This is a genomic window from Rhizobium sp. SYY.PMSO (genome assembly GCF_046840415.1).
Taxonomy (GTDB): Bacteria; Pseudomonadota; Alphaproteobacteria; order Rhizobiales; family Rhizobiaceae; genus Rhizobium.
The window spans coordinates 1,590,556-1,614,638 of record NZ_CP177349.1 but is presented as its reverse complement, the minus strand read 5'-3'; the positions used below and the strand labels follow the sequence as shown (position 1 = coordinate 1,614,638).

At 60.9% G+C, this 24,083-nt stretch carries 23 protein-coding genes; 12 read left to right on the top strand and 11 right to left on the bottom strand.

Features of this window, described 5'->3' with window-relative positions; translation table 11 throughout:
- Nucleotides 1–41 precede the first annotated feature (41 nt).
- The 3 genes from ACJJVH_RS07820 to ACJJVH_RS07810 all read left to right on the top strand — a co-directional run bounded on the left by ACJJVH_RS07820 (nucleotide 42) and on the right by ACJJVH_RS07810 (nucleotide 3,004).
- On the top strand, nucleotides 42–1,070 hold the full coding sequence (locus ACJJVH_RS07820) for a zinc-binding dehydrogenase (protein WP_112797738.1): 1,029 nt from the start codon (nucleotides 42–44) through the stop codon (nucleotides 1,068–1,070).
- 5 nt (nucleotides 1,071–1,075) lie between these two features.
- Nucleotides 1,076–2,008, top strand: coding sequence for a lipid A biosynthesis lauroyl acyltransferase (locus ACJJVH_RS07815; RefSeq protein ID WP_112797736.1), 933 nt, complete (start codon nucleotides 1,076–1,078; stop codon nucleotides 2,006–2,008).
- Nucleotides 2,009–2,281: 273 nt separating this feature from the next.
- Complete coding sequence (locus ACJJVH_RS07810) at nucleotides 2,282–3,004, top strand: PAS domain-containing protein (RefSeq protein WP_112798156.1); 723 nt, start codon at nucleotides 2,282–2,284, stop codon at nucleotides 3,002–3,004.
- Nucleotides 3,005–3,200: 196 nt separating this feature from the next.
- On the opposite strand, the gene ACJJVH_RS07805 is transcribed toward ACJJVH_RS07810, so the two are convergent.
- Together ACJJVH_RS07805 and ACJJVH_RS07800 are read right to left on the bottom strand one after the other, a co-directional pair.
- The gene (locus tag ACJJVH_RS07805; RefSeq protein WP_113371279.1) at nucleotides 3,201–4,406 is read right to left on the bottom strand and encodes a CobW family GTP-binding protein; all 1,206 of its coding nucleotides are present in this window, start codon (nucleotides 4,404–4,406) and stop codon (nucleotides 3,201–3,203) included.
- A gap of 91 nt (nucleotides 4,407–4,497) precedes the next feature.
- The gene (locus ACJJVH_RS07800) at nucleotides 4,498–5,445 is read right to left on the bottom strand and encodes a zinc ABC transporter substrate-binding protein ZnuA (RefSeq protein WP_113393915.1); all 948 of its coding nucleotides are present in this window, start codon (nucleotides 5,443–5,445) and stop codon (nucleotides 4,498–4,500) included.
- Between the two features lie 100 nt (nucleotides 5,446–5,545).
- Between ACJJVH_RS07800 and ACJJVH_RS07795 the strand changes: the two genes are divergently transcribed.
- From ACJJVH_RS07795 to ACJJVH_RS07785, 3 genes are read left to right on the top strand one after another with little or no spacing between them, the layout of a single operon-like run.
- The gene (locus tag ACJJVH_RS07795) at nucleotides 5,546–6,442 is read left to right on the top strand and encodes a metal ABC transporter ATP-binding protein (RefSeq protein ID WP_162703968.1); all 897 of its coding nucleotides are present in this window, start codon (nucleotides 5,546–5,548) and stop codon (nucleotides 6,440–6,442) included.
- On the top strand, nucleotides 6,435–7,262 hold the full coding sequence (locus tag ACJJVH_RS07790; protein WP_113371383.1) for an iron chelate uptake ABC transporter family permease subunit: 828 nt from the start codon (nucleotides 6,435–6,437) through the stop codon (nucleotides 7,260–7,262). Before ACJJVH_RS07795 ends, ACJJVH_RS07790 begins: the two co-directional genes overlap by 8 nt.
- Nucleotides 7,259–7,657: a Fur family transcriptional regulator gene (locus ACJJVH_RS07785; RefSeq protein ID WP_037149480.1), complete on the top strand. Its 399-nt coding sequence runs from the start codon at nucleotides 7,259–7,261 to the stop codon at nucleotides 7,655–7,657. Before ACJJVH_RS07790 ends, ACJJVH_RS07785 begins: the two co-directional genes overlap by 4 nt.
- 31 nt (nucleotides 7,658–7,688) lie before the next feature.
- Here ACJJVH_RS07785 and ACJJVH_RS07780 read toward each other — a convergent pair whose 3' ends face one another.
- Complete coding sequence (locus tag ACJJVH_RS07780; protein ID WP_112797729.1) at nucleotides 7,689–8,219, bottom strand: gamma carbonic anhydrase family protein; 531 nt, start codon at nucleotides 8,217–8,219, stop codon at nucleotides 7,689–7,691.
- Nucleotides 8,220–8,235: 16 nt separating this feature from the next.
- The gene (locus tag ACJJVH_RS07775) at nucleotides 8,236–8,952 is read right to left on the bottom strand and encodes a fumarylacetoacetate hydrolase family protein (protein WP_412065031.1); all 717 of its coding nucleotides are present in this window, start codon (nucleotides 8,950–8,952) and stop codon (nucleotides 8,236–8,238) included.
- 120 nt (nucleotides 8,953–9,072) lie between these two features.
- Between ACJJVH_RS07775 and dusA the strand changes: the two genes are divergently transcribed.
- Nucleotides 9,073–10,086, top strand: coding sequence for a tRNA dihydrouridine(20/20a) synthase DusA (dusA, locus tag ACJJVH_RS07770; protein WP_412065030.1), 1,014 nt, complete (start codon nucleotides 9,073–9,075; stop codon nucleotides 10,084–10,086).
- Between the two features lie 252 nt (nucleotides 10,087–10,338).
- Here dusA and ACJJVH_RS07765 read toward each other — a convergent pair whose 3' ends face one another.
- Both ACJJVH_RS07765 and uvrB read right to left on the bottom strand, forming a co-directional pair.
- Nucleotides 10,339–10,551 carry a cold-shock protein gene (locus tag ACJJVH_RS07765; RefSeq protein WP_004109325.1) on the bottom strand — a complete coding sequence of 71 codons (213 nt, stop codon included), beginning with the start codon at nucleotides 10,549–10,551 and terminating at the stop codon, nucleotides 10,339–10,341.
- A gap of 565 nt (nucleotides 10,552–11,116) precedes the next feature.
- The gene (gene uvrB, locus ACJJVH_RS07760; RefSeq protein WP_412065029.1) at nucleotides 11,117–13,951 is read right to left on the bottom strand and encodes an excinuclease ABC subunit UvrB; all 2,835 of its coding nucleotides are present in this window, start codon (nucleotides 13,949–13,951) and stop codon (nucleotides 11,117–11,119) included.
- A gap of 285 nt (nucleotides 13,952–14,236) precedes the next feature.
- Between uvrB and ACJJVH_RS07755 the strand changes: the two genes are divergently transcribed.
- Complete coding sequence (locus ACJJVH_RS07755; protein ID WP_112798148.1) at nucleotides 14,237–15,487, top strand: MFS transporter; 1,251 nt, start codon at nucleotides 14,237–14,239, stop codon at nucleotides 15,485–15,487.
- 58 nt (nucleotides 15,488–15,545) lie between these two features.
- On the opposite strand, the gene ACJJVH_RS07750 is transcribed toward ACJJVH_RS07755, so the two are convergent.
- From ACJJVH_RS07750 to ACJJVH_RS07730, 5 genes are all read right to left on the bottom strand, one after another.
- Complete coding sequence (locus ACJJVH_RS07750; RefSeq protein ID WP_113371274.1) at nucleotides 15,546–16,061, bottom strand: hypothetical protein; 516 nt, start codon at nucleotides 16,059–16,061, stop codon at nucleotides 15,546–15,548.
- A gap of 284 nt (nucleotides 16,062–16,345) precedes the next feature.
- Complete coding sequence (locus tag ACJJVH_RS07745; protein ID WP_412065028.1) at nucleotides 16,346–17,413, bottom strand: SEL1-like repeat protein; 1,068 nt, start codon at nucleotides 17,411–17,413, stop codon at nucleotides 16,346–16,348.
- 56 nt (nucleotides 17,414–17,469) lie between these two features.
- Nucleotides 17,470–19,056, bottom strand: coding sequence for a sel1 repeat family protein (locus ACJJVH_RS07740; RefSeq protein ID WP_412065147.1), 1,587 nt, complete (start codon nucleotides 19,054–19,056; stop codon nucleotides 17,470–17,472).
- 123 nt (nucleotides 19,057–19,179) lie between these two features.
- On the bottom strand, nucleotides 19,180–19,767 hold the full coding sequence (locus tag ACJJVH_RS07735; RefSeq protein WP_112797719.1) for a hypothetical protein: 588 nt from the start codon (nucleotides 19,765–19,767) through the stop codon (nucleotides 19,180–19,182).
- A gap of 4 nt (nucleotides 19,768–19,771) precedes the next feature.
- The gene (locus ACJJVH_RS07730; RefSeq protein WP_112797717.1) at nucleotides 19,772–20,161 is read right to left on the bottom strand and encodes an acyl-CoA thioesterase; all 390 of its coding nucleotides are present in this window, start codon (nucleotides 20,159–20,161) and stop codon (nucleotides 19,772–19,774) included.
- A gap of 245 nt (nucleotides 20,162–20,406) precedes the next feature.
- On the opposite strand from ACJJVH_RS07730, the gene ACJJVH_RS07725 reads away from it, so the two are divergent.
- The 4 genes from ACJJVH_RS07725 (at nucleotide 20,407) to ACJJVH_RS07710 (ending at nucleotide 24,027) form a co-directional block, all read left to right on the top strand.
- Nucleotides 20,407–21,597, top strand: a complete 1,191-nt coding sequence (locus ACJJVH_RS07725) for an extensin family protein (protein WP_113434847.1) — start codon at nucleotides 20,407–20,409, stop codon at nucleotides 21,595–21,597.
- 104 nt (nucleotides 21,598–21,701) lie between these two features.
- Nucleotides 21,702–21,956 carry a hypothetical protein gene (locus tag ACJJVH_RS07720; RefSeq protein WP_113404737.1) on the top strand — a complete coding sequence of 85 codons (255 nt, stop codon included), beginning with the start codon at nucleotides 21,702–21,704 and terminating at the stop codon, nucleotides 21,954–21,956.
- A gap of 386 nt (nucleotides 21,957–22,342) precedes the next feature.
- Complete coding sequence (locus ACJJVH_RS07715; protein ID WP_113404736.1) at nucleotides 22,343–23,269, top strand: ABC transporter ATP-binding protein; 927 nt, start codon at nucleotides 22,343–22,345, stop codon at nucleotides 23,267–23,269.
- Nucleotides 23,266–24,027 (top strand): ABC transporter permease, encoded by a 762-nt coding sequence (locus tag ACJJVH_RS07710; protein ID WP_112797710.1) that lies wholly within the window; start codon nucleotides 23,266–23,268, stop codon nucleotides 24,025–24,027. Before ACJJVH_RS07715 ends, ACJJVH_RS07710 begins: the two co-directional genes overlap by 4 nt.
- Nucleotides 24,028–24,083 lie beyond the last annotated feature (56 nt).

Below are 24,083 nucleotides of genomic sequence, written 5' to 3'. Positions count from 1 at the left end.
AGAACCAATAATAATGCGCCCGAGGGGCGAAGGACTTTGCCATGCGTGCTTTGCAACTGATCGACGACCGCAAACTTGAGATCACCGATCTGCCGGAGCCGGAAGCGCCGGGTGCGGGCGAGGTGACGCTGCGCGTCAAGGCCGTCGCCCTCAACCATATCGACGTGTGGGGCTGGCGCGGCATGGCGTTCGCCAAGCGCAAGATGCCGCTCGTCATCGGGGCGGAAGCCGCCGGCGTGGTCGAAGCGATCGGGCCGGGCGTGGCCAACGTACTGCCCGGACAGCTGGTATCGATCTACGGCGCACGCACCTGCGGCCTTTGCCGCCATTGCCGCGAGGGCCGCGACAATCTCTGTGAACATGTCGGCGGCGTGCATGGCTTCCATCTCGATGGTTTCGCGCAGGAGAAGGTCAACCTTCCGGCGCGTCTGCTTGTTCCGGCGCCTCCCGGCGTCGATGCGATCGGTGCCGCGCTGGCTCCCGTCACCTTCGGTACGGTCGAGCATATGCTGTTCGACAATGCCAAGCTGGAGCCGGGCGAGACGATTCTCGTCCATGCCGGCGGCTCGGGCATCGGCACGGCTGCCATCCAGCTTGCCAAGAAAATCGGCTGCACCGTCATCACCACCGTCGGTTCGGACGACAAGATCGAGAAGGCGAAGGCTCTTGGCGCCGATCACGTCATCAACTACCGCACCGACCGCTTCGAGGGCGTCGTGCGCAAGCTGACGAAGAAGAAGGGTGTCGACGTCGTGTTCGAACATGTCGGCAAGGACACCTGGGCGGGCTCGATGCTCTGCATGAAGCGCGGCGGCCGCCTCGTCACCTGCGGTTCCACCTCGGGCGTTTCCACCGAAATGAACCTGATGATGCTGTTCCAGCAGCAGCTGAAGCTGCTCGGCTCCTTCGGCTGCCGTATGGAGAACATGGCCAATGCGATGCAGAAGATGGCGCGCGGGCTGGTGCATCCGGTGATCGATACCGAAGTGAGCTTCAGCGATATCGACCGGGCTCTGGAGCGGATGGAATCGCGTCAGATCTTCGGCAAGATCATCCTGAAGATGGACTGAGCCGCGTGAAGCTCTTCATCACCCGGATCGTCCTTGCGCTCAGAAATTTCCGGCAGTGGCTGGTGGCGCAGGTCATTTTCGGCTTCCTCAATTTCCTGAAGCTGTTTCCGGCGGATGCGGGCATCAATTTTGCCGATCGGCTGACCCGCATGCTCGGCCCGCGGATGCGCAGGCATCAGTTGATGCTGACCAATCTGCGCAACGCCTTTCCGGAAAAGAGCGAGGCGGAGATAGAAGGGATCGCGCTGGCGAGCTGGGGCAACATGGGCAGGCTCGCGGCGGAGTACGTCTTCCTCGACCGGCTTTTCGATTTCGATCCCCATAGCGACAAGCCTGGCCGCATTGAAGTTTCCGGCATTCCGATCTTCCTGGATCTCAGGGACAATCCGCGGCCTTTCATCGTCTTTACCGGACACACGGGGAATTTCGAACTGCTGCCCGTTGCGGGCGCGGCCTTCGGTTTGACGGTAACGGTGCTTTTTCGTCCGCCGAACAATCCCTATGTGGCGAAGAAGGTGTTCGATTTCCGAGCAAAGCGCATGGGCAATCTCGTGCCGTCGCATGCGGGGTCGTCCTTCGCCCTGGCCAGGGAGCTGGAAGCTGGCCGCGGTGTGGGCGTGCTGGTCGACCAGAAGTTCCGCAAGGGCCTGAAGACCTTGTTTTTCGGCCGGGACGTGAAGACAAATCCGCTGCTGCCGAAGCTCGTGCGGCAGTTCAATTGCGAGGTTTACCCGGCCCGCTGCATCCGTCTGCCCGGCAACCGCTACCGGCTGGAAATCGAGCCGAAGATGGAACTGCCGCGCAACGAAGCGGGTGGCCTCGATCTGACCGCAACAGCACAGATGCTGAACGACAAGGTCGAGGGCTGGGTGAAGGAGCATCCCGAACAATGGCTCTGGTATCACGATCGCTGGAATATCAAGAAGACCGTTTTCTAGGCTTTTCGCTATCCGGCGCGTGCCTGAACAGCCGGCATGGATCTTTGATCCCATCGCCATGCGGCCGTTGCCTTTGGTAAGCTTTGGATTTCGGAAACTTCTCGTTTCCCGCGAACTCCCGTTCACCCGGATTGAAAGTGTGGGTAAGTCATGATAATTCACGATGTAGAAAGTTTGATGAGAATGCGGACATCAAACTGAATATCCTTGGGCATGGCAACGCCGGGAAACGAGGCCCTGCGTCCTGTCATGATCAAGGACAGGAGGGCAATTTTGCTGGCACTCTTTCATGCCTTCTCCAGGAAATGCAATCAGATTCAGCGTGCGATAAAACTTGGCGATGACGAGCTTGTAGCGTCACTCGATCGCGAATTGGAGCCGCTTGTCACGGCTATTCTGGCCCATAAGGCCACGAGCCTGCTCGAAATCTATATGCAGCTTCAGTTCACGAACAATCTCCTGCGGGAGGAAGCGGATGATCGCACGCGGGTCTTGCGCAATTCCGCATCGCTTGCGCTGTTGCTCGACCGTTATTTCGGCGGTGCAAACGAGTCGGCCGGAGAGATAATCAGAACATTCTCGCACGAGAAGATCGATCGCGACGCCGTATTCGGCTTGGAAGAGGGCCTCGTTCTCAACGATGCCATTCTGGATAATCTCCCCGATCGCGTCGCCGTTATCACGCGTGACTATCGCTATCTTTACAGCAATGCGGCCAATTCGGAGTTTCTGAAATCGAAGCCGATGGAGCTCCTGGGGCGTCATATCTCGGAATTCGTCGGCTCCGAATATTTCGAAGGCAGCGTGAAGGCAAAGCTGGATGCCTGTTTTGCAGGCGAAAAAGTGGAGTGTCTTTATCCATCCTGTCACCAGGTCAACCCCGGCAACGTCCTTCACTGCACCATGACGCCGCTGCGCGCGAAGGCGGAAGTGATCGGTGCATTGCTCGTCATGCATGAGATCATTGCTGTTCCGGACGGGATGCTGGTAGCCTGAGCTTACGCTCAGGCTCCGAACAGCATTTTTCCGATCGCCTCCTGCATCCGGTGAGGATCTGTTTCGCCCGATATGGTGTCGGGCTGATCCTGATCTGGTTTCGTTGCGTCGGATCGCAATCCATTATCGCCTGCCGGTTTGTCGTTGCCGTCGCATTCGAAGCAGTAGCAACGAAATCTGATCGTTTTTGGCCTCTTCATGCCGTCAACCTGTTCCAGCTTGCAAAGGGATCGGGCAGGTCGCGCCAGCGTTCCGGCGTAAAGCGATCCGTCTCGATGAGGCAGGCATTCAGTTCGGCGGTGATCTGCTTTTCGCTCATCGGATCAGCGCCGATGAATACCAGCTCCTGGCGTCGGTCGCCCCAGATCGGGTCGAGATAAGGTGCCAGCGCACGCTTGAAGCCCGGATCGCTCGGCCACTGCTCCTGCGGCACCGCCGCCCACCAGAGGCCCATCTTGCTTGTCCGCACCAAAGCGCCGGCCTGGCTCATCTCCCCGACATAATAAGGCCGGGTCGCAAGCCAGAAGAAGCCTTTGGCACGAACGACGCCGGGCCATGACCGGTTGAGAAATTCTTGGAATTTAAGCGGATCAAACGGTTTCTTCGCGCGGTAGACGAAGGAGCGGATGCCGTATTCCTCCGTTTCGGGAACATGATCCTTGAAGCCGTGCAATTCCTTATACCAAAGCGGATGGGTTTCGGCACGATCGATATCGAAACGGCCGGTGCCGAGAACCTCGGCGGGTTCGACTATGCCGAAATCCGCCTCGATGAGCCGTGCATCGGGATTGAGCCCGACGATGATCTTGCGGGCGGCATCGCGCTGTTCGGGCGTTGCAGAGCCGACCTTGTTGAGAATAACGACATCGGCAAATTCGATCTGCTCGACCAGCAGATCGACGATCGTCCGATTGTCGCCATCGCCGGCGGTTTCACCGCGATCGGCGAGGAAATCCGTCGACCCGTAATCGGCGAGAAGGTTGGCGGCATCGACGACGGTGACCATGGTATCGAGCCGGGCGACATCGGAGAGGCTGCTGCCGTCCTCGTCGCGAAACTCGAAGGTTGTAGCAACGGGCAGGGGCTCGGCGATGCCCGTCGATTCGATCAGCAGATAGTCGAAACGGTCCTGCTCGGAGAGTTGACGGACCTCCTTCAGCAGGTCGTCGCGCAGCGTGCAACAGATGCAGCCATTGGTCATTTCGACAAGCTGTTCCTCCGTGCGGGAGAGATTGGCGCCTCCGTCGCGCACCAGCGCCGCGTCGATGTTCACCTCGCTCATGTCGTTGACGATGACGGCAACCCGCAGGCCCTGGCGATTGTTGAGGATATGATTGAGCAGGGTCGTTTTGCCGGCGCCGAGAAAGCCGGAAAGGACGGTGACCGGGAGTTTCTTGTTCATGGCATCCTCCTTGTAATGTAATATCATTACATTTGTTGGAATGAAAAAAGCGAGCCATGCGCTCGCTTTTTTTGGCGATATGTAGCCTGTCTCAGGAGAGGCAGGTTTTCAGGGAGCTTGCGATACCGCGCATCAGATCGAAATAAAGATCCGGTCCTTGCGGCAGGGTCGCGGCTTCCGGGTCGAGCACGCCCGACTTTGCGGATGTTCCTTCCAGCACCACATTGACCAGCTTCGGTTCGAACTGCGGCTCGGCGAACACGCAGGTCGCGCCGAGGCCGGCGACCTTGCTGTGGATCTCGGCCACGCGCTGCGCGCCCGGAATGGTCTCGGGGCTCACCGTAATAGAACCGGAAACGCGCACGCCGTAACGATGCTCGAAATACTGATAAGCATCGTGGAAGACGATGAAGGGCTTGTCCTTCACCGGGGCAAGGGTCGAGGCAATCTCCGTATCCAGGGCATCGAGCTTGTCGTTCAGAGCCTTCTGGTTCGTTTCATAGGTCAAGGCGTTGGCGGGATCTGCGGCGACCAGGGAGGTGGTGATTTCGGTGACCATGGCTTTGGCATTGTGCGGATCGAGCCAGAGATGGGTATCGAATTCGCCATGGTCATGATCGTGATCTTCGGCCTCATGTTCGTCGCCATCGTCATGCGGTTCGAAAGCACCGCCCTCGCGGAACTTGAGCTTCGTGATGCCGGGGGCATGGTCAAGCTCGACAACGGTCGCATTGGAGCCGAGCGCGGAGAGCGGCTTCTGCAGGAAGGCTTCCATGCCCGGGCCCACCCAGAAAACCAACTGCGCCTGCTGAAGGCTGCGGGCATTGGAAGGTTTGAGCGCATAAGTGTGTGGCGAGGCCGCGCCGTCGACGATCAGATCGGGCGTGCCGACCCCCTGCATGACGGCGGCGACAAGCGAATGGATCGGCTTGATGGAAACCACGACCCGTGGGGCATCGGCTGCGGTTGCGGTGGTGCTGACAAGCAGGCCCGAAAAGAGCAGGGCGGCTGCGGGAAGAAAGGCTTTTGCTGCGTTCATGCGATAAATGCCCTTGAATGGGTCTGTTATGTTATTACATCAATTGCGTTATGCTATAACGTGTGCAATAGCATGGCGCAATAGTGCAATTGGAAATTTCATGCTTTCTTCCATCGACAGCAAGAGCCGGCCTCTCGTGTCGCTGCATGATGTCGGCATCCGTCGCGGCGGCCGCTGGCTCGTTCGCGGCGTCGATTTTTCCGTAAGCCGCGGCGAGATCGTCACGCTGATCGGTCCGAACGGTTCCGGCAAATCGACCAGCGCCAAGGCAGCGATCGGCGTCCTGAAGCCGGATGAGGGGCGCGTCGATCGCGTTGCCGGCCTGAAAGTGGGTTACGTCCCGCAGAAGCTTGCCATCGATTGGACCCTGCCGCTCAGCGTGCAGCGATTGATGACCCTTACCGGTCCCTTGCCGGAGCGCGACCTGATTGCCGCGCTCGAAGGCGTCGGGATCGCTCATCTTGCCAAGGCCGAGGTGCAGCATCTCTCCGGCGGCGAATTCCAACGGGCGCTGCTTGCGCGTGCCATCGCCCGCAAGCCGGACCTTCTGGTGCTCGACGAGCCAGTGCAGGGTGTGGATTTCAGCGGCGAGATAGCGCTGTACGACCTGATCAAGTCGATCCGTAATTCTCAAGGCTGCGGTATCCTGCTGATTTCGCACGACCTGCATGTGGTCATGGCGGCGACGGACACCGTCGTCTGCCTGAACGGTCATGTCTGCTGCCGCGGCACGCCGCAGACCGTCAGCCAGAGCCCGGAATATGTGAAGCTGTTCGGCACGCGCGCGGCGCAGTCTCTGGCGATTTATAGCCACCATCACGACCATACACATCTGCCCGATGGTCGCGTGCAGCATGCGGATGGCTCGATCACGGACCATTGCCATGCTGAGGATGGCCATCACCATCATGAGCACGACGATGATCATCACGATCACGGCGCTCATGATCGCCATAGCCACGATCACGATCATGCAGACGGAGAGCGCCATGTTTGACGACTTCTTCCTGCGCGCGGTCGTCGCCGGCGTCGGGCTGGCACTGACGACGGGGCCGCTCGGCTGCTTCATCATCTGGCGGCGCATGGCCTATTTCGGCGACACGATCTCGCATTCGGCCCTGCTGGGTGTGGCGCTGTCCCTGCTTTTCCAGTTGAACCTCACGCTCTCCGTTTTCGCGGTTGCGGCGCTTGTATCCATCCTGCTCCTCTTCCTGCAGCGGCGGCAGGCGCTGTCGGCGGATGCGCTGCTCGGCATTCTTTCGCATGCGACGCTGGCGATCGGCCTCGTCATCGTCGCCTTCATGAGCTGGGTCAGGATCGACCTCATCGCCTTCCTGTTCGGAGACATTCTGGCCGTCAGCCAGTCCGATATCGCGGTGATCTGGGGCGGCGGCATTTTCGTGCTGGTGGCGATCGCCTTGCTCTGGCGGCCACTGCTGGCCTCGACCGTCAATCCGGAGCTTGCCGAAGCCGAAGGGTTGCGGCCGGAGCGGGCAAGGCTGCTGTTCATGCTGCTCATGGCCGTGGTGATTGCGATCGCCATGAAGATCGTCGGCATATTGCTTATCACCGCGCTTCTGATCATTCCTGCCGCCACGGCGCGCCGCTTTGCCGCGACGCCGGAGACGATGGCGATTTTCGCCTCGCTGCTCGGCGCCGTCGCTGTCGTCGGCGGCCTGTTCGGATCGCTGCGTTATGATACGCCGTCCGGCCCTTCCATCGTCGTCGCGGCGCTCGTTCTGTTTATCATCAGTCTGCTGCCCCTCGTTCGCAGGAGCGGCACCCCAGCGGCGCAACAGAGAGGACAGTCGTCATGACCACTCCGATGCTCACCAAGAACCAGTCTCTCGTTTTTGACGTCCTGACCAAGGCGGAAGCGCCGCTCAGCGCCTATACCATTCTCGACAAGCTGCGCGATCAGGGCTTTCGCGCACCGTTGCAGGTCTACCGCGCGCTGGACAAGCTGCTGGAATACGGCGTCGTCCACCGGCTCGAAAGCATCAACTCCTTCGTCGCCTGCGCGCATCCGAACGAGGATTGCCACAGTCACGGCCTTGTTGCCTTTGCCATCTGCGAAAGCTGCGGGCAGGTGATCGAGTTCCACGATCACGAGGTCGATCACCGGCTGATGGATTGGCTGAAGTCGCAGAAGTTCAAGGCGGAGAAGTCGACCATCGAGATCCGCGGCCATTGCGCCAATTGCGCGGCGTAGAGCTTGTTCTCCAGTAGTTTATCGATATATTCTAATCTAATCTTTTAAGATCGCGGGCGAAGCGCTGCCAGTTGGCGATGTAGTTGCGGGCCGAGCGCCGCAAGCCCTCGATTGCCGCCTCGTCCAGCGTGCGGATTGCTTTGGCCGGCGAGCCGACGATCAGGGAGCCGTCCGGAAACTCCTTGCCTTCGGTAACAAGCGCGTTGGCACCGACGAGGCAGTTGTTGCCGATCCGTGCTCCGTTCAGAACGGTCGCGCCCATGCCGATCAGCGAGTTGTTGCCGATGGTGCAGCCATGGATGATGGCGTGGTGTCCGATGGTGCAGCCTTCGCCGATCGCGACCGGAAAGGCCGGGTCGGTATGCACCATCGTACCTTCCTGGATGTTCGTGCCCTTGCCGATGGCAATCAGTTCATTGTCGCCGCGCAGCACCGAGCCGAACCAGATGCCGACATCCTCCCCAATCTCGACCTTGCCAATGACGGTTGCGTCCGGCGCTATCCAGTATCGGCCCGGGCCAGGCGTCTTCGGTGTCAGGCCGGCAAGGGCGTAGAGCGGCATGGTCGATCCTCCTCGATCAGACGACGTTCAATACCAGGGTTGCGACGCCATCGACGGCGCAGCTGATCCGGTCGCCGCGCACAACGGGACCGACGCCGGCGGGGGTGCCGGTCATGATGATGTCGCCTGGCGCGAGCGTGAAGAGCTTCGAGAGTTCGGCGATGATTTCCGGCACCTTCCAGATCATCTGCGAGAGGTCGCCTCTTTGCACGGCTTCGCCGTTGCGCATCAGCCAGATGCCGCCCTTGTCGGGATGGCCGGCCCGGGTCGCCGGCACGAGTGCTGAAACCGGGGCGGAATGATCGAAGGCCTTGCCGATTTCCCAGGGACGGCCGAGCTTCTTGGCTTCGCCCTGCAGGTCGCGGCGGGTAAAATCGATGCCGACACCGTAGCCGTAGACGCAATCCAGCGCCTGTTCGACGGGGATGTCCGTGCCGCCGCTGCGCAGCGCCACCACGAGCTCGACCTCATGATGCACATCCGACGACAGCGACGGGTAGGGGAAATCGCTCGCTACGAGCAGGTTGTCAGGGTTTTTCTGGAAGAAGAAAGGCGGTTCGCGGCTGGGATCATGCCCCATCTCGATGGCATGGTCGGCATAGTTGCGGCCGACGCAATAGACGCGGCGCACCGGGAAAAGCTCGGTCTCGCCCTCGATCGGCAGGAAGACCGGGGCAGGTGCTGGAATGACTGTGGTCAGCGGGACGTTCATATAGGCTTTCGAAACTTTCATCTTTTTCGGAAGGGCGCATCGCCCTCCGACTCCGTTCGGCAAACTAGCATCATTGTTGCTCCCGCGAAAACTGGCCTTTTTAAGGGATTTGGTGTAGAGCGCGGGATAGAAAGGTTTCCCATGTATAGCGACGCGCTGAAAAATGGCCGCAAGATCTTTGCGGTCGCCCCCATGATCGACTGGACGGATCGCCATTGCCGATACTTGCATCGGCAGATCAGCCGGCATGCCTTGCTCTATACGGAGATGGTGGTAGCCGATGCGATCATCCATGGGCCGCGCGATCGCTTGCTGGGGCATGATGCGGCCGAGCATCCCGTCGCCCTGCAACTCGGTGGCTCCGATCCGGCCAAGCTTGCCGAGGCGCTGCGGATTGCCGAGGCGTATCGGTATGACGAGATCAATCTCAATGTCGGCTGTCCGTCCGATCGCGTGCAGTCCGGCACCTTCGGCGCCTGCCTGATGCTGACGCCCGAGACGGTGGCTTCCTGCGTCGCGGCCATGAAAGCGATATCGAAGGCACCCGTGACGGTGAAATGCCGCATCGGCGTCGATGAGCAGGAACCGGAAGAGGCATTGCCCGATCTGATGACGCGCGTGCTCGATGCCGGTGCGGACGCGATCTGGATCCATGCGCGCAAGGCCTGGTTGAAGGGGCTGTCGCCGAAGGAAAACCGCGAGATACCGCCGCTGGACTACGATATCGTCTATCGCATGAAACAGCGCTGGCCGGATGTCTTCATCGGCATCAATGGCGGCATCCAGACGCTGGATCGGGCCGCGGCGCATCTTGCCCAGGTCGACGGCGTCATGCTTGGCCGCGCCGCCTATCAGAATGCCGCGATCCTTGCCGATGTCGATCATCGCTTTTATGGCGAACCAGCCGTCGAGGCTGATTGGAATGGGCTGCGCGACCGGATGATGGCCTATGTGGAGCGCCATATCGGAAATGGCGGCCGTCTGCAGCATGTCGCGCGCCACATGGTCGGTCTCTTCACCGGCTTGCCGGGTTCGCGCCGCTATCGTCAGATCCTTTCGACCGATGCCAACAAGCCAGGGGCGGGGCCGGAAGTGATCGCGGCCGCCTTCGCCGCCGTGGATTTTACCGGCGAGCGCGAGCGGGTGAGTGCCTGAGGGGCCGGTGATCCCAGTTTCGTGGTTTGCGGGTTCTTCGGGGCCGTTTAGGGCTGGTCGTCGCTTGCGGCCGGCCTGATAAAATCGGCTTTCAGCAGCGTCATGCGGCTCACCCGGTCCTTGTCCCGCGACAGTGGCCGTCGTTCGATGGACGAGAGGCTGCTGACCTCACAGCGCAAAGGTTTGACAGACGAAAAACGGCGCGGTTTGCACCGCGCCGTCCGAAACCTTGTTCAGGCTCTCACCCGAGGCTTAGTTAGCCTGGATGTTGACAGCCTTCGGGCCCTTGCCCATGCGATCCGGCTCGGTGTCGAACGTGACCTGCTGGCCTTCGCGCAGCGACTGGATGCCGGAAGCCTGGAGAGCGGAGATATGGACGAAAACGTCCTTTGCGCCGCCATCAGGAGTGATGAAACCAAAACCCTTGTCCTGGTTGAAGAATTTTACGGTGCCCTTGGTGGCCATGGGGGATAGTCCTTTACCCATCAGTCTTAGTTTATCCGGGAGACCCGGACGGCTTTGCTTCCGCGCCATGCGAAAGCTAGTCGAGAAGTCACGTACGGGGAAAGAACGTCTGCGCGGGTCTTTTAAACCCAACCGCTGCCTGCCGCCAGCGGATCACCAAATCAGTCCAGTCACCGGCAAGCAAATGCCCGAGCATGTATATGGGTGACAGGGTTTTGCGAAAAAGGCAAGGGGTGTTTTAGACGGGGAGCGGAACGACAGGAAAATCAATCGGTTGAGCATCGTCCACTTCGATGCATAACGAATCTATTATTTTCAAATCGTATAATAAGCTTGCTATCTATTGGTGAGACGCCAGCATGAAACGCGGTTGCAAAAGGCGCCTTATCGCCGCTTGGCAAGAGCCTTTGCGTCTCAGTGACAGATCCAAGATTTCCGGAACTCCGGTTTTCCGCCGAGGTAAACATCGCGCAAGGGCCAGCAGTCCCGCGCGGTTCGCGGTCTTGCGACGTCAACAGCAGCGTCCGCCCAACATCGCTAGAGGGCATGGCCTTTGGAATCCGTCCTATCGTCCGGGCCGGCCTGTCTTGCCTTTCGTGCGCGCCCTGCGCTGCTTCTCGTCCACCGGATCCTCGTAGGAGCCGACACCCGGCTTTGCCCGCGTGATCGGCTTGTCCGGCACCTTGCCCAGCACCGGCTTCTCGGTGCGGCCGACCGTCATCTCGTCCAGCGTGTTCCTACGGAAAAGCGGAGTGCCGCCGTCGCTGCCGGGACCCATTTCATCGAGGGTGGGCTTGGCGAAGTAGCTCTTCGAGGAGCGCTGCGCCTCGGCGCCCGCTCCGCTCTCGTCCTGAGATGCCGAGCCCGAAGGAGCCAGCCTCGACGGATTGGCGCGGCCGTTCTTGCTCTCAAGGCTTTTGGCTTCCTCGCGCGCCAGCGGGTCGTCCATCGCGGCAAGCTCGACGGCCTTGAGGCGCTTGATCTCGTCGCGCAGCCGGGCGGCCTTTTCGAAGTCGAGGTCGGCTGCCGCATCGCGCATGGCTTTCTCCAGCGCATTGAGATGGGCCTGCAGATTGTTGCCGACGAGGTGGCCGCCATCGGCAAAGCCCTTGCCGGAGACGCCGCCGATATCGGCGCGAACATGATCCTTCTCGTAGACGCTGTCGAGAATGTCGGAAATCTTCGCCTTGACCGATTCCGGCGTGATGCCGTTCTCGAGGTTGTAGGCCATCTGCTTTTCGCGGCGGCGGCTGGTCTCGTCCATTGCCCGCTTCATCGAGCCGGTAACGGTGTCGGCGTAGAGGATGACCTTGCCGTCGACGTTACGGGCGGCACGGCCAATGGTCTGGATCAGCGACGTTTCCGAACGCAGGAAACCTTCCTTGTCGGCGTCGAGAATGGCGACGAAGCCGCATTCGGGAATATCGAGACCTTCGCGCAGCAGGTTGATGCCGACGAGCACGTCGAAAGCGCCGAGGCGAAGATCGCGGATGATCTCGATGCGTTCCAGCGTGTCGATGTCGGAGTGCATGTAGCGCACGCGCACGCCCTGCTCGTGCAGATATTCGGTGAGATCTTCGGCCATGCGCTTGGTCAGCACGGTGCAGAGGGTGCGATAGCCCTTGGCGGCGGTCTCGCGGATTTCGCCGAGCACGTCGTCCACCTGCGTACGGGCCGAGCGGACCTCGACGGGCGGATCGATGAGGCCCGTCGGGCGGATGACCTGTTCGGCAAAGACGCCGCCGGATTGCTCCATTTCCCAGCCGCCCGGCGTCGCCGAAACGGCGATCGTATCCGGGCGCATGGCATCCCATTCCTCGAAGCGCAATGGCCGGTTGTCCATGCAGGAGGGCAGGCGGAAACCGTATTCGGCAAGCGTCGCCTTGCGCCGGAAGTCGCCGCGGTACATGCCGCCGATCTGGCTGACGGAGACGTGGCTTTCGTCGATGAAGAGCAATGCGTTGTCGGGAATGTATTCGAACAGCGTCGGCGGCGGTTCGCCGGGGTTGCGGCCGGTCAGGTAGCGCGAATAGTTCTCGATGCCGGCGCAGGAGCCAGTGGCCTCAAGCATTTCGACATCATAACGAGTGCGCTGTTCCAGACGCTGCGCTTCGAGCAGACGTCCGGCCTTTTCCAGCTCGGCAAGCCGGATTTTCAGCTCTTCCTTGATCGCCTTGATGGCGCCGTTCAGTGTCGGGCGCGGCGTGACGTAGTGGGAATTGGCATAGATCTTCACCGATTTCAGATCGCCGGTCTTCTGCCCGGTGAGCGGATCGAATTCGGTGATGGCGTCGATCTCGTCGCCGAACATGGAGATGCGCCAGGCGGCATCCTCCAAGTGGGCGGGGAAAATCTCGATCGTGTCGCCGCGCACCCGGAAGGACCCGCGAATGAAATCCATATCGCGGCGCTTGTATTGCTGCGCCACGAGGTCGGCGAGAAGCTGGCGCTGGTCCAGCCGGTCGCCGACATTCATCTGGAATGTCATCGCCGTATAGGTCTCGACCGAGCCGATACCGTATATGCAGGAGACCGAGGCGACGATGATGCAATCGTCGCGCTCCAGCAGCGAGCGCGTCGCCGAATGGCGCATGCGGTCGATCTGCTCGTTGATGGAGGATTCCTTCTCGATGAAGGTATCTGAACGCGGCACATAGGCTTCCGGCTGATAGTAGTCGTAGTAGGAGACGAAATACTCGACCGCGTTGTCGGGGAAGAAGTTCTTGAATTCGGAGTAGAGCTGGGCGGCCAGCGTCTTGTTCGGCGCCAGGATGACGGCCGGGCGCTGCGTCGCCTCGATCACCTTGGCCATGGTAAAGGTCTTGCCCGAGCCGGTGACGCCGAGCAGGACCTGGCTGCGGTCGCCGTTGTTCAGACCCTCGACGAGATCGCGGATGGCGGTCGGCTGGTCGCCGGCCGGCTCATAATCCGAGACCATACGGATGGAGATGCCGCCTTCGGATTTGTTCGGGCGGGCAGGGCGGTGCGGCGTCCAGAGCTTTCCGTCCTTGAAGAGCGGATTGCCGCTTTCGATCAGTTTCGACAGCGCTTCCACGGTCGCCGTCACCCCGCCGGGCGATACCTTGTCGGCATCCTCGAGCGAAATATCGAGGCCGGCGACCGGGTTGAGGCCGGCGGCGGCGCGCGTCTTCGGATCGGTCGAACCGCCCATCGAGGTGCCGCGCGCCGATTTCGACGCGGCGATTTCCACCTTCTTGCGGTGCTTGCCTGCCTTCGAGGCAATCTCGCGCTGAGTCTCGACGGCAGACGCTTCGGCGTCCGCTTCGAGCTGCTTGACCCAATCGGAGACGCTGCCGCTGAGTGGCGCGCCTTCAAACGGTGCCTGCGGCGCCTCTTCGAAACCGGTCGGGGCGGGGGATTTTTTCGGTGATCTGGCCATGAGGCGAATATGGCGACAGATCGTACGGATGTGAAGGGGCAAAGAGTACAAAAGGGAAACAGAGGGGCGGATTTTTCCATTCGCCGGAGATGTCAAATATGTTACAACCCAAGGGCGGCCGACGCGTTATTGCCGATCCCGAAGTCCGTATAGCGCGATCCTCGCAGGCGCCCAAGGAGGAGCCGGCCGCAACGTCGACATGCCCGGCCCGATGCCGGGTTCCCCCAGCTTCGACGGCACCCGGTATCGCCCGCTTCGCCGCCGCCATCCGGTCGGAGGATCATGATGACCGCATTGGATAGCTTACGTTCCTTGTCGCCCCAGCAACGCAACACCGTCATCGCAGCCTATCTCGGCTGGACGCTGGACGCTTTCGATTTCTTCATTTTGGTTTTCGTTCTCAAACACATAGCCGAAGAATTTCACACCGATGTCCCGGCCGTCGCCGTGGCCATCTTCCTGACTCTCGCCATGCGGCCGCTCGGCGCCCTGATCTTCGGGCTCGCGGCGGATCGCTTCGGGCGGCGAACGACCCTGATGGTCGATGTGCTTCTATATTCGATCTTCGAGTTCCTGACGGGCTTTTCGACCGGCCTGACGATGTTCCTCGTGCTGCGCGCGCTTTTCGGCGTCGCCATGGGCGGCGAATGGGGTGTCGGCGCATCGCTTGTCATGGAGACGATACCCGAGGATTCGCGCGGCCTCGTGTCGGGGATTCTGCAGGCGGGCTATCCCTCCGGCTATCTGATCGCCTCGATCGTCTTCTTCCTGCTGTTTCCGGTGATCGGCTGGCGCGGCATGTTCATCGTAGGCGCGGTGCCGGCGCTGCTGGTGCTCTACATCAGGCGCAATGTGGAGGAGTCTCCCGCCTTCCTGCAGCGGCAGTCGAAACCGCAGCGGCCGTTCCTGACCGTGTTGCGCGAGAATGTCCCGCTGTTCATCTGGGCGGTGCTGCTGATGACGGCGTTCAATTTCTTCAGTCACGGCACTCAGGACCTCTATCCGACCTTCCTCGAAACGCAGCGGCAATATGATTCCTATACGGTCGGCGCCATCGCCATCGTCTACAATATCGGCGCGATCGTCGGCGGCCTGGCGTTCGGTGCCCTGTCGCAACGTTGGGGCCGGCGGCGGACCATCGTCATTGCCGCGCTTCTTGCCATCCCTGTCGCACCGCTCTGGGTCTATGGACAGGGGCCGGTGATGATCGCGATCGGCGCGTTCCTGATGCAGCTTTTCGTGCAGGGCGCCTGGGGCATCGTCCCCGTGCACCTCAACGAGTTGTCGCCGGACGAGGTGCGCGGCACGTTCCCCGGATTTGCCTATCAGCTCGGCAATCTGCTGGCGTCGGGCAATGCGTCGATCCAGGCAGGGCTGGCAAAGCAGTGGAACGGGGACTATGCGCTCGCGCTGTTGATCGTCGCCTGCATCGTGGCCGTCGTGGTGGCGCTGTTCGCCGGCTTCGGCTTCGAGAAGAAAGGCGTCCGGTTCGGCAGCAAGGATGCCGAGCGAACCGATAGCGCCATGCGCGTATGAGCCGCTTTGCTATCTGAATTGGGAGGGGCCGGTGTTTCGCGCCGGCCCTTTGCCATTATTATTTGCCGCAGATTTCGGAGATCTTGGCCTGGGCAAAACCGCGCGCGAGATCCTGCAGCCCTCCGACGGAGGATATCAACTCGCCGATGGGGCCGTTGATTCCGAGGTGCATGTCGGTGATGTGGCATGCGCCGACATCGACCGTCATGGAAGCGTCCAGCTGGCCTTTGAGCGTCGTCTTCAGCACTCCATGAGACTTGCAGGCCATTTCCGCATGCGCGTTGATCTGCACGCCGCCGCCCGGAGCGTCGCAGACATCGAGCGACTTCACCTCGAACTTGTCCTTATGATCGACGCCCGGCAGTTTCTTGCACGGATCGGCCTCGTTCACCGATTTCTCGATCTGCGGGCCGAATTTGCTTTGCAACAGCGACCAGCACGAGCCGGGCGCCGCTTGCGCCGGCCCTGCCGCCATCGGAAGCGGAGAGAAAGGCAACACAATCGCGGAGGCGAGCAAAGCCATGCGAAGAGGCGGCAGGAACGAGAAGGAGGATATGGGATATTTCAGGTTCACAGCGATCTATCCTTGCAAGAGAAGAAGCAGCAAATCAGGCCCGGCGCCGCATAGTCTTCCATCTCTTCACTTGCCAAGGCAATCCCCATCATTTGATGGTTACGGCTTGATGAATGGAAGGAGGGAAGCCCATGCATTCCCGCCGGGTCGACGCGTGTCGCGATGCCCACATGGCGCGTCGCGCCCGTCGATTCGCAGGCGTTGCCTGCTCTGCCGCAATTGGCCGGGAGCAATGACAGGAGATTCAGGAGGCCGAACGAGAGCGTTCGGCCTGCCCAACCAGTTCATATCGGAATGCTTTGTTCGCCCGATGAATCATCCGGTGCTTCGCCGCCGCCGTCATAGCCCAGGTGTTTTGCCTTGCGGAACCATTCCGCCGCCTTGGCCGCATCCGCCGGGACGCCGTCGCCGTCGCGGTACATCATGGCGAGATTATAGGCGGCGTCGGCATAGCGATGCTCCGCCGCGCGCTTGAACCAGTAGATCGCCTGGGGACCGTTCTTGGCGATGCCTTCGCCGTCGCGGAACATGACGCCGAGATTGTATTCCGCTTCGACGTCGTTCTGCGCGGCGGCTTTCAGGAACCATGCGATCGCCTGGGCATCGTCCTGCTTGACGCCGTCGCCATCGGCATACATGGCGCCGATATTGAACTGGGAACTGGCATCTCCCTGGTCGGCCGCCCTGCGGAACCAGGAGAGGGCGGCGGCGCCATCCTTGGCGACGCCTTCGCCATCGCGGTACATGATGCCGAGATTGAACTGCGCCTCGACTTTGCCCTGCGCGGCGGCCTTGCCATACCAAAGGACGGCCTTGCCTTTGTCCTTCCCGACGCCGTCTCCCTGGTCGTACATGGTGCCGACGTTGAACTGTGCGTCCGCATCGCCCTGTTCGGCGGCCTTGCTGTACCAGGCGAAAGCCTGCGGCTTGTCCTGCGTGACGCCCTGGCCGGTGTCGTAGACGACACCGAGATTGTATTGCGCGTTGAGATATCCCTGATCGGCCGCCTTCCTGTACCATAGAATGGCCTGGCTCTTGTCGGCGGTGATTCCCTCGCCCTGATCGTACATGGTGCCGACGTTGAATTGCGCTTCGGCGTTCCCCTGATCGGCCGCTTTCCTGTACCAGTTCAGAGCCTGGGTGAGATTCTTCTCGACGCCGTCGCCTTCCTCGTACATTTGCCCGAGTTTTATCTGTGCCGCGACGTTGCCCTTGTTGGCCAACGGGCGCCAGTAATCCAGTCCGGATTTGAACTCTCCGCGATCGAAGCCGTTGCGTCCGACATCGGCGTGCGCTGCCCCCATGGACGCCAGCGCGAAAAGCAAGCCGATGGCCCCCTTCTTCCAGTTCACGATCTACCCCTCAGTCGAAAATCCGTTGAATCAAGATGGCAAGCACTTCGCGACCGTCAGGGCACGAGCGCCATCAGCAAATGAAATATGACCCAGCCCGTCATATCGGAGGCGGCCTTCTGCCCTGTGGCTCCTTGTCTCAATGGTCCGAGATCCCTGATGGGGCCTTCGCCATTGGCTGCCATATAGCTGAGTCCATGCTGTGCCTCCGGCAATCCTTTCGCTGCCGCCTTGTTGAACCAGTCGGCGGCAATTGTGGAGTCCTTTGGCACGCCATACCCATTATAATACAGATATCCAAGGCCGTATTCCGCGCGGGCATCGCCCTGCTCGGCCGCCTTGCGAAACAGCTCTGCGGCCTGACCGTAGTCCCTGGCCGCGCCGTCACCCTGATAATAAAGGTAGGCGAGGGCATACTGGCCCTGCGAATTGTTCTGGTCAGCCGCCTTGCGATACCAGTTGGCTGCGGCCGCCTTATCCGGCTTCGTTCCCTGGCCGCTCTGGTACATGTAGCCCAGGGCATATTGCGCATCGGCATGGCCCTGGCCGGCGGCTTTCGCATACAATTCGAACGCTTTGGCGTCGTTCTTCGCAACGCCACGCCCGCCCGCATACATGTAGGCCAGGGCGTATTCGCCTTGCGCGTCACCCTGGCCGGCCGCCTTGCGATACCATCTGACGGCGCTGTCGTCGTCGACTTTCACGCCCTGACCGTTGGCATAGAGATAGCCGATGGCATATTGGGCGTCTGAACGCCCCTGATCGGCGGATTTGCGATACCATTGCAGCGCCTGCCGGTAGTCCCGCGCGACGCCGAGGCCGTTCGCAAGGCTGTAGCCGACGGCATACTGCGCATCGGCGCGGCCCTTTTCGGCGGCTTTCATATACCAGGCATAGGCTTCGGCATCGTCCCGCTCGACACCTCTGCCGTTGGCATAGGCGTAGCCGACGGCATACAGGCCCTGTGCGTTGCCCTGATCGCCCGCCTTCCTGTACCAGTCGACGGCCTTTGCGAGATCTTCTTCGGTGCCTTGGCCGTTATCGTACATATAGCCGAGCGCGTACTGGGCGTCGGAGCGGCCCTGATCGGCCGCCTTGCGGTACCAATCGAGCGCGGCCGCCTGGTCCTGCTGGACGCCGAGGCCGTTGGCATACATGTAGCCGAGCGCATATTGCGCCTGAGCCTGCCCCTGGGCGGCGGATTTCCTGTACCAGCCGACTGCGCCTTCGCTGTCGGCATCCATGCCGCGGCCATTGGCATAGGAGTAGCCGAGCGCATATTGAGCGTCGGCGTTGCCGCGTTGCGCCGCCCTCATATACCAGTCGTTCGCCTGCTTCATGTCCGCATCGACGCCGCGACCGCTGGCATACATATAAGCCAGCGCATATTGCGCCTGAGCATTGCCTTGATCGGCCGCTTTCCGATACCAATCGACCGCCTGTTCGTCGTCCTGCTCGACGCCCTGGCCATTGGCATAGCGATAGCCCAGCCCGTATTGCGCTGCCGGATTGCCCTGCTTTGCGAATTCCACCCAGTATTTGAGGTCGATCGTCGTACTGGCCGGTCCGGGCGCGGGGTCTTCGGCATGGGCGAGCCACGGCAGCGAAAGAGCGATCGCCAAACCCAATGCATAGCTCTTCATCTTCAAGGCTGCGTCTCCCACCTGCGTCTCGGACGGCAATCGATCTGAACAATATGGCGATGTCTTGGTCAATGATCGCAGCGCATCGAAATGGCTGCCATTTTATCGCCGGGAATGGGATGCCTATCCCGGAAGCACGTCATAGAGACGAAAGATCCATGTGACCTGATAGATCAGCCCGACAATCACGAATGCCGCCTGGAAACGTCGGTTGGCGGTGATGGCGGCAACGATGCACAGGACGATGTAGACGATGTTGCGCGTCGGATATTCCCAGCCGAGCGAGTGGAAATAGGCCTCGCCTTTCAACAGCGTATCGATGAGATCGACGGCGTAGGTCACGGCAAGCAGGCCGAAAAACCAGCCGCGTCTGGAGATGAAATATTCCTCGAAGCCGCCGTAGTCCTCGACCGACGGCGGGTTCAGCAGTACGCACAGGAAGTAGAAAAGGCAGCAGAAGCAAATGAGAAAGAGATAGACGCCGAAATTGATCTGCGCGACGGATTGCAGCCGGTATTCCCACCACCAGAAATGGATGATGAACAGGAACATCGACAGCACCCAGCCGATGTGGACCAGGTAGATCTTGTTCTTGCCGGGCGATTGCACGAAACCGGCGAGGCGGGTGAGGAGTTGGGCGAGCGAAAGGCCGATCACCATGCTCATGACCGTCCTGATATAGACGTAGACTTCCGGTGTGTGCGCGCCCATCGCGTCAGCTCTCCTCCGATACGGCCTTCGGCGCCCCGTTCTCGTCGAGCGCGACCATGATGAAGGTTGCGCCAGTCACCTTTTCCAGCGTGTTGTAGCGTGCACGGTGCGCCCAGGCCTCGACGTTCAGCGTGATCGATGTGCGGCCGACGCGTTCGATATCGGTGAAGACGCTCAGCGTGTCGCCGATCTTGACCGGCAACTCGAACGCCATTTCCTTGACCGCTGCCGTGACGACGCGGCCGCGCGCGCGTTCCGCAGCGCGGATGCCGCTCGCCAAATCCATCTGCGCCATGACCCAGCCGCCGAAAATATCGCCGGCGGGATTGGCGTCGGCGGGCATGGCCAGCGTGCGCAATGTCAGCTCGCCTCTCGGTTTGACGCTGTCGTTCATTCATCTGCTCCTGTCGTGCTGCCCGATTCCGGTATTCAACCTATGCAATCCGGCCGCAATGGAAAAGCCGTATCGGGCATTTCCGCAAGGGACTTCTGTGGGCCGCGGGCGGTGCTTCAGCCGGTTTCCGCGCCATGGCGTGCCGCCCCGGAACATCGCGATCCGCTGCGGTAAGCATTCGTTCACCCTTCCCATTTAGGATTTGTCATCGTTACCGACCGTGGCTGGGGCAGCGGATCAGGAGTATGACCATTTTACCCATTCTACGGCGGGTCGCGCTGCCATTGCTATTGTCGTCTGCGCTGGTCGCCTGCACGGCAGACAGTCTCGTGCCGCCCTCCGGCATCGACAACTCCTCGCGCGTCGGCTCCATCAAGCCGCATCGCAGCGTGCCGCAGCGGCAATTCGCCTATCAGGGCGTGCAGGATCCCGTCGTTTCCGCTTCGAGCAACTATAACAATGGTCCCGCTCGTTCCACGGGAACCGGCGAGGCCGTGACCACGTCGGATGTCGAAACCGGGCTGGCGCGCCAATCGGATGTTCCGTCTCAAGGCGTCAATATGGATGCCGAACTCGGCGTCGGGCCAAGCGAGGAGGCGCAGTCCCCATCGGTGGTGGGACTGGCGCAGGAAGAACAGCAGAACATCGCCGAAGGCCAGTCGGACGAGCCCGTCGTCGGCGGCATCGGCACGGATACGCCGGTGCAGACCAATCGCTCCACGCTCCAGAGGCCAGCCGTGCAGGCCGAGCTCAATCAGTCGCGGATACCGCGCCAGCAGCCGGGAACCCAGGTCGCGATGCTGCCGCGCATCGAAAATCCGCTGCCGCGTCTCGATCAGCAGTTCGAAGCGCCGCAATCGACGCCGGGCATGATGCCGCCTTCGGAAGTCGCCTGCCGCCAGGAACTGAGGCGCATGGGCGTCGTCTATACGGACAAGCCGGCCATATCCAACGGTGCGGCTTGCCAGGTCCCTTATCCGATCTCGCTCAGCGGTCTTTCCGGCAACATCGCCGTCAGGCCCGCCGTCACCTTGAACTGCCAGGTGACGCTGGCTTTCGCCAAATGGGTAAAGAACGAGCTCGCCCCGGCGGCGCGAACGCGTTACTGGTCCGGCATCGGCACCATCGTGCCGCTCGGCGGCTATTCCTGCCGGCGGATGAACAACAGCCGGCAACGCTACAATCCCATGTCCGAGCATGCCCACGGCAACGCCATCGATGTCGGCACCTTCATCCTGAAGAACGGTCATGTGATCGACGTGCGCAAGAAGGGGCTTTTCTCCTTCCGCGAAGGCCAGCTGCTCAAGGCCGTTCGCGTCGACAGCTGCCGCTATTTCGATACGGTTCTCGGGCCGGGCAGCAATCCCGAGCATTGGAATCATTTCCATTTCGACCTCAGGGACCGGAAGGGTGGCCGGCGCTACTGCAGCCTTTGACCGGCTCCCTGCCGGAGCGGCATTCACCCTTGCAGGACCGTGAGGCCGATTTACCTTTCGAGGGGAATCGGGCTTAAGTGCGCCGCCCCGGCATAGAGGATTTCATGGAAGACGCACCGAAACGAAAAAGAAGCCTGGGAAGGGCGCTCATTGCCGCGCTGGTTGCCATCGTCATCGTCATCGGCGGCCGCTGGTATGCTTATGTCGCCTATGCCGACGATCCGTTCGACGAAGTGGGCATCGGTCTCAACACCATGATGCCCGGACCCATTCGCGACGAGGGTTGCGAGATGCTGAAGGCGCGGTTCGAGCACAGGACCTTGCCGCCGGCCGGTTGCGGCGTGAACGGCAGCTGGTGACGATTGCTTTGCCGTTCGCAAGCCGGCGAAAAAGAAAAAGCCGGCGAGTGCCGGCTTGAGTGGCGCGTGGCAACGACGGGGGATCCTTGCCTGCTCCAGAAAAGAATTTCATTTTTGCAATGATGCGTGCAATATCAATGCGAGGGCAATAAATCGGCCAGTACAACAGGCGCTGACGGTGCCGCCAAGAGGCATTGGGCGGAGTTGCGACAAACGTTGCTCACCTGGGGCTGGTATATGCCCGACGAAGGTCACGATTTGATGACAGCTTATTTGGCTTAGACGAACGCTGTGTTTCACCACCGCGGGGTGGTCAAAGCGCTAAACCGGCTATATAGCGGGCAAACGCCGCGAAAATCATCACAAAAGCCGGATTTTGCCTCGCCATGGCTCCGATCATTTCTATCCGTAATCTCACGAAAACATACTCCAACGGATTCCAGGCGCTGAAAGGCGTCGATCTCGACATCGAGCGGGGCGAAATCCTGGCGCTGCTGGGGCCGAACGGCGCCGGCAAGACGACGCTGATTTCCATCGTCTGCGGCATCGCCAACCCGAGCGGGGGGTCCGTGACGGTCGGCGGCCATGACGTCGTGCGCGATTTTCGCGCCACGCGCAGCCTGATCGGGCTGGTGCCGCAGGAATTGACCACCGATCAGTTCGAAACAGTCTGGAACACGGTGCGGTTTTCGCGCGGTCTTCACGGCAAGAAGCCGAACCCGGAATATATCGAAAGAGTCCTGCGCGATCTTTCGCTCTGGGACAAGAAAGACAACATGCTTCGCCAGCTTTCCGGCGGAATGAAGCGGCGCGTGCTGATCGCCAAGGCGCTTTCGCACGAACCGGAAATCCTGTTCCTCGACGAGCCGACGGCCGGTGTCGATGTGACGCTGCGCAAGGACATGTGGCATGTGGTCGAGCGCCTGCGCGCTTCCGGCGTCACCATCATCCTGACGACCCATTACATCGAGGAGGCCGAGGAGGCGGCAGATCGCGTCGGCGTCATCAATGGCGGCGAGCTGCTGCTGGTGGAGGAAAAGAAGGCGCTGATGGCCAAACTCGGCCGCAAGCAGCTTATCCTCGACCTGAACGAACCGCTGGAAGCCATTCCGCATTGTCTCGAGGGCAACGGGCTTTCGCTCGGGCCGAACGGCATCACGCTGATCTATGACTTCGATGCGCAGAACGAACAGTCGAGCATTGCTGCCCTGCTGTCGAAGCTTGCTGCCGAGGGCATTCACTTCAAGGATCTTTCGACGCGCCAGAGCTCGCTCGAGGATATTTTCGTATCGCTGGTAGGAGCAGGCAAATGAACTTCGAGGCGATCAAATCCATCTACGCTTTCGAAATGGCCCGCACGCGCCGCACATTGCTGCAGAGCGTGGTTTCGCCGGTCATTTCCACCTCGCTCTACTTCATCGTCTTCGGTGCGGCGATCGGTTCGCGCATCAATCTGGTCGAGGGCGTTTCCTATGGGGCCTTCATCACGCCCGGCCTGATCATGCTGACCCTGCTCGGCCAGTGCATCAGCAATGGCTCTTTCGGCATCTATTTCCCGAAATTCACGGGCACGATCTATGAGGTGCTGTCGGCCCCCGTCGCCATGGCCGAGATCGTTCTCGGATATGTCGGGGCTGCGGCGACCAAGGGCATGCTGATCGGCCTGATCATCCTGGCGACCGCGAGCTTCTTCGTCGACATCAGGATCGAGCACCCGTTCATGATGATCCTGTTCTTCGTGCTGACGGCCGTGACCTTCAGCCTGTTCGGCTTCATGATCGGCATATGGGCGGGCAATTTCGAGCAGCTGAACCTGATCCCGATGCTGGTCGTGCCGCCGCTCACCTTCCTCGGCGGCAGCTTCTATTCGATCAACATGCTGCCGCCCTTCTGGCAGGCGGTCAGCCATCTCAACCCGGTTCTCTATCTCGTCAGCGGCTTCCGCTGGAGCTTCTACGGCATCGCCGATGTCAACCCGGTGCTGAGCCTTGCCATGATCACGCTTTTCCTCGTCATCTGCCTTGCCATCCTGGGATGGATCTTCCGGACCGGCTATCGGCTGAGAAACTGATGGCGGTGCGGGTGCGGCGGGTTTAAGGAAGCTTGCGGTTTCGTCGCCGCATGGAA

Bases quoted from the DNA above. Each gene is read 5' to 3' on its own strand.
- ACJJVH_RS07800 (WP_113393915.1), bottom strand. From the start codon at position 5,445: ATGAACGCAGCAAAAGCCTTTCTTCCCGCAGCCGCCCTGCTCTTTTCG.
- ACJJVH_RS07740 (WP_412065147.1), bottom strand. From the start codon at position 19,056: ATGAAGAGCTATGCATTGGGTTTGGCGATCGCTCTTTCGCTGCCGTGG.
- ACJJVH_RS07795 (WP_162703968.1), top strand. From the start codon at position 5,546: ATGCTTTCTTCCATCGACAGCAAGAGCCGGCCTCTCGTGTCGCTGCAT.
- ACJJVH_RS07725 (WP_113434847.1), top strand. From the start codon at position 20,407: ATGACCATTTTACCCATTCTACGGCGGGTCGCGCTGCCATTGCTATTG.
- ACJJVH_RS07785 (WP_037149480.1), top strand. From the start codon at position 7,259: ATGACCACTCCGATGCTCACCAAGAACCAGTCTCTCGTTTTTGACGTC.
- ACJJVH_RS07755 (WP_112798148.1), top strand. From the start codon at position 14,237: ATGACCGCATTGGATAGCTTACGTTCCTTGTCGCCCCAGCAACGCAAC.
- ACJJVH_RS07765 (WP_004109325.1), bottom strand. From the start codon at position 10,551: ATGGCCACCAAGGGCACCGTAAAATTCTTCAACCAGGACAAGGGTTTT.
- ACJJVH_RS07820 (WP_112797738.1), top strand. From the start codon at position 42: ATGCGTGCTTTGCAACTGATCGACGACCGCAAACTTGAGATCACCGAT.
- ACJJVH_RS07720 (WP_113404737.1), top strand. From the start codon at position 21,702: ATGGAAGACGCACCGAAACGAAAAAGAAGCCTGGGAAGGGCGCTCATT.
- dusA (WP_412065030.1), top strand. From the start codon at position 9,073: ATGTATAGCGACGCGCTGAAAAATGGCCGCAAGATCTTTGCGGTCGCC.
- ACJJVH_RS07735 (WP_112797719.1), bottom strand. From the start codon at position 19,767: ATGGGCGCGCACACACCGGAAGTCTACGTCTATATCAGGACGGTCATG.
- ACJJVH_RS07775 (WP_412065031.1), bottom strand. From the start codon at position 8,952: ATGAAAGTTTCGAAAGCCTATATGAACGTCCCGCTGACCACAGTCATT.
- ACJJVH_RS07715 (WP_113404736.1), top strand. From the start codon at position 22,343: ATGGCTCCGATCATTTCTATCCGTAATCTCACGAAAACATACTCCAAC.
- ACJJVH_RS07805 (WP_113371279.1), bottom strand. From the start codon at position 4,406: ATGAACAAGAAACTCCCGGTCACCGTCCTTTCCGGCTTTCTCGGCGCC.
- ACJJVH_RS07730 (WP_112797717.1), bottom strand. From the start codon at position 20,161: ATGAACGACAGCGTCAAACCGAGAGGCGAGCTGACATTGCGCACGCTG.
- ACJJVH_RS07710 (WP_112797710.1), top strand. From the start codon at position 23,266: ATGAACTTCGAGGCGATCAAATCCATCTACGCTTTCGAAATGGCCCGC.
- uvrB (WP_412065029.1), bottom strand. From the start codon at position 13,951: ATGGCCAGATCACCGAAAAAATCCCCCGCCCCGACCGGTTTCGAAGAG.
- ACJJVH_RS07780 (WP_112797729.1), bottom strand. From the start codon at position 8,219: ATGCCGCTCTACGCCCTTGCCGGCCTGACACCGAAGACGCCTGGCCCG.
- ACJJVH_RS07790 (WP_113371383.1), top strand. From the start codon at position 6,435: ATGTTTGACGACTTCTTCCTGCGCGCGGTCGTCGCCGGCGTCGGGCTG.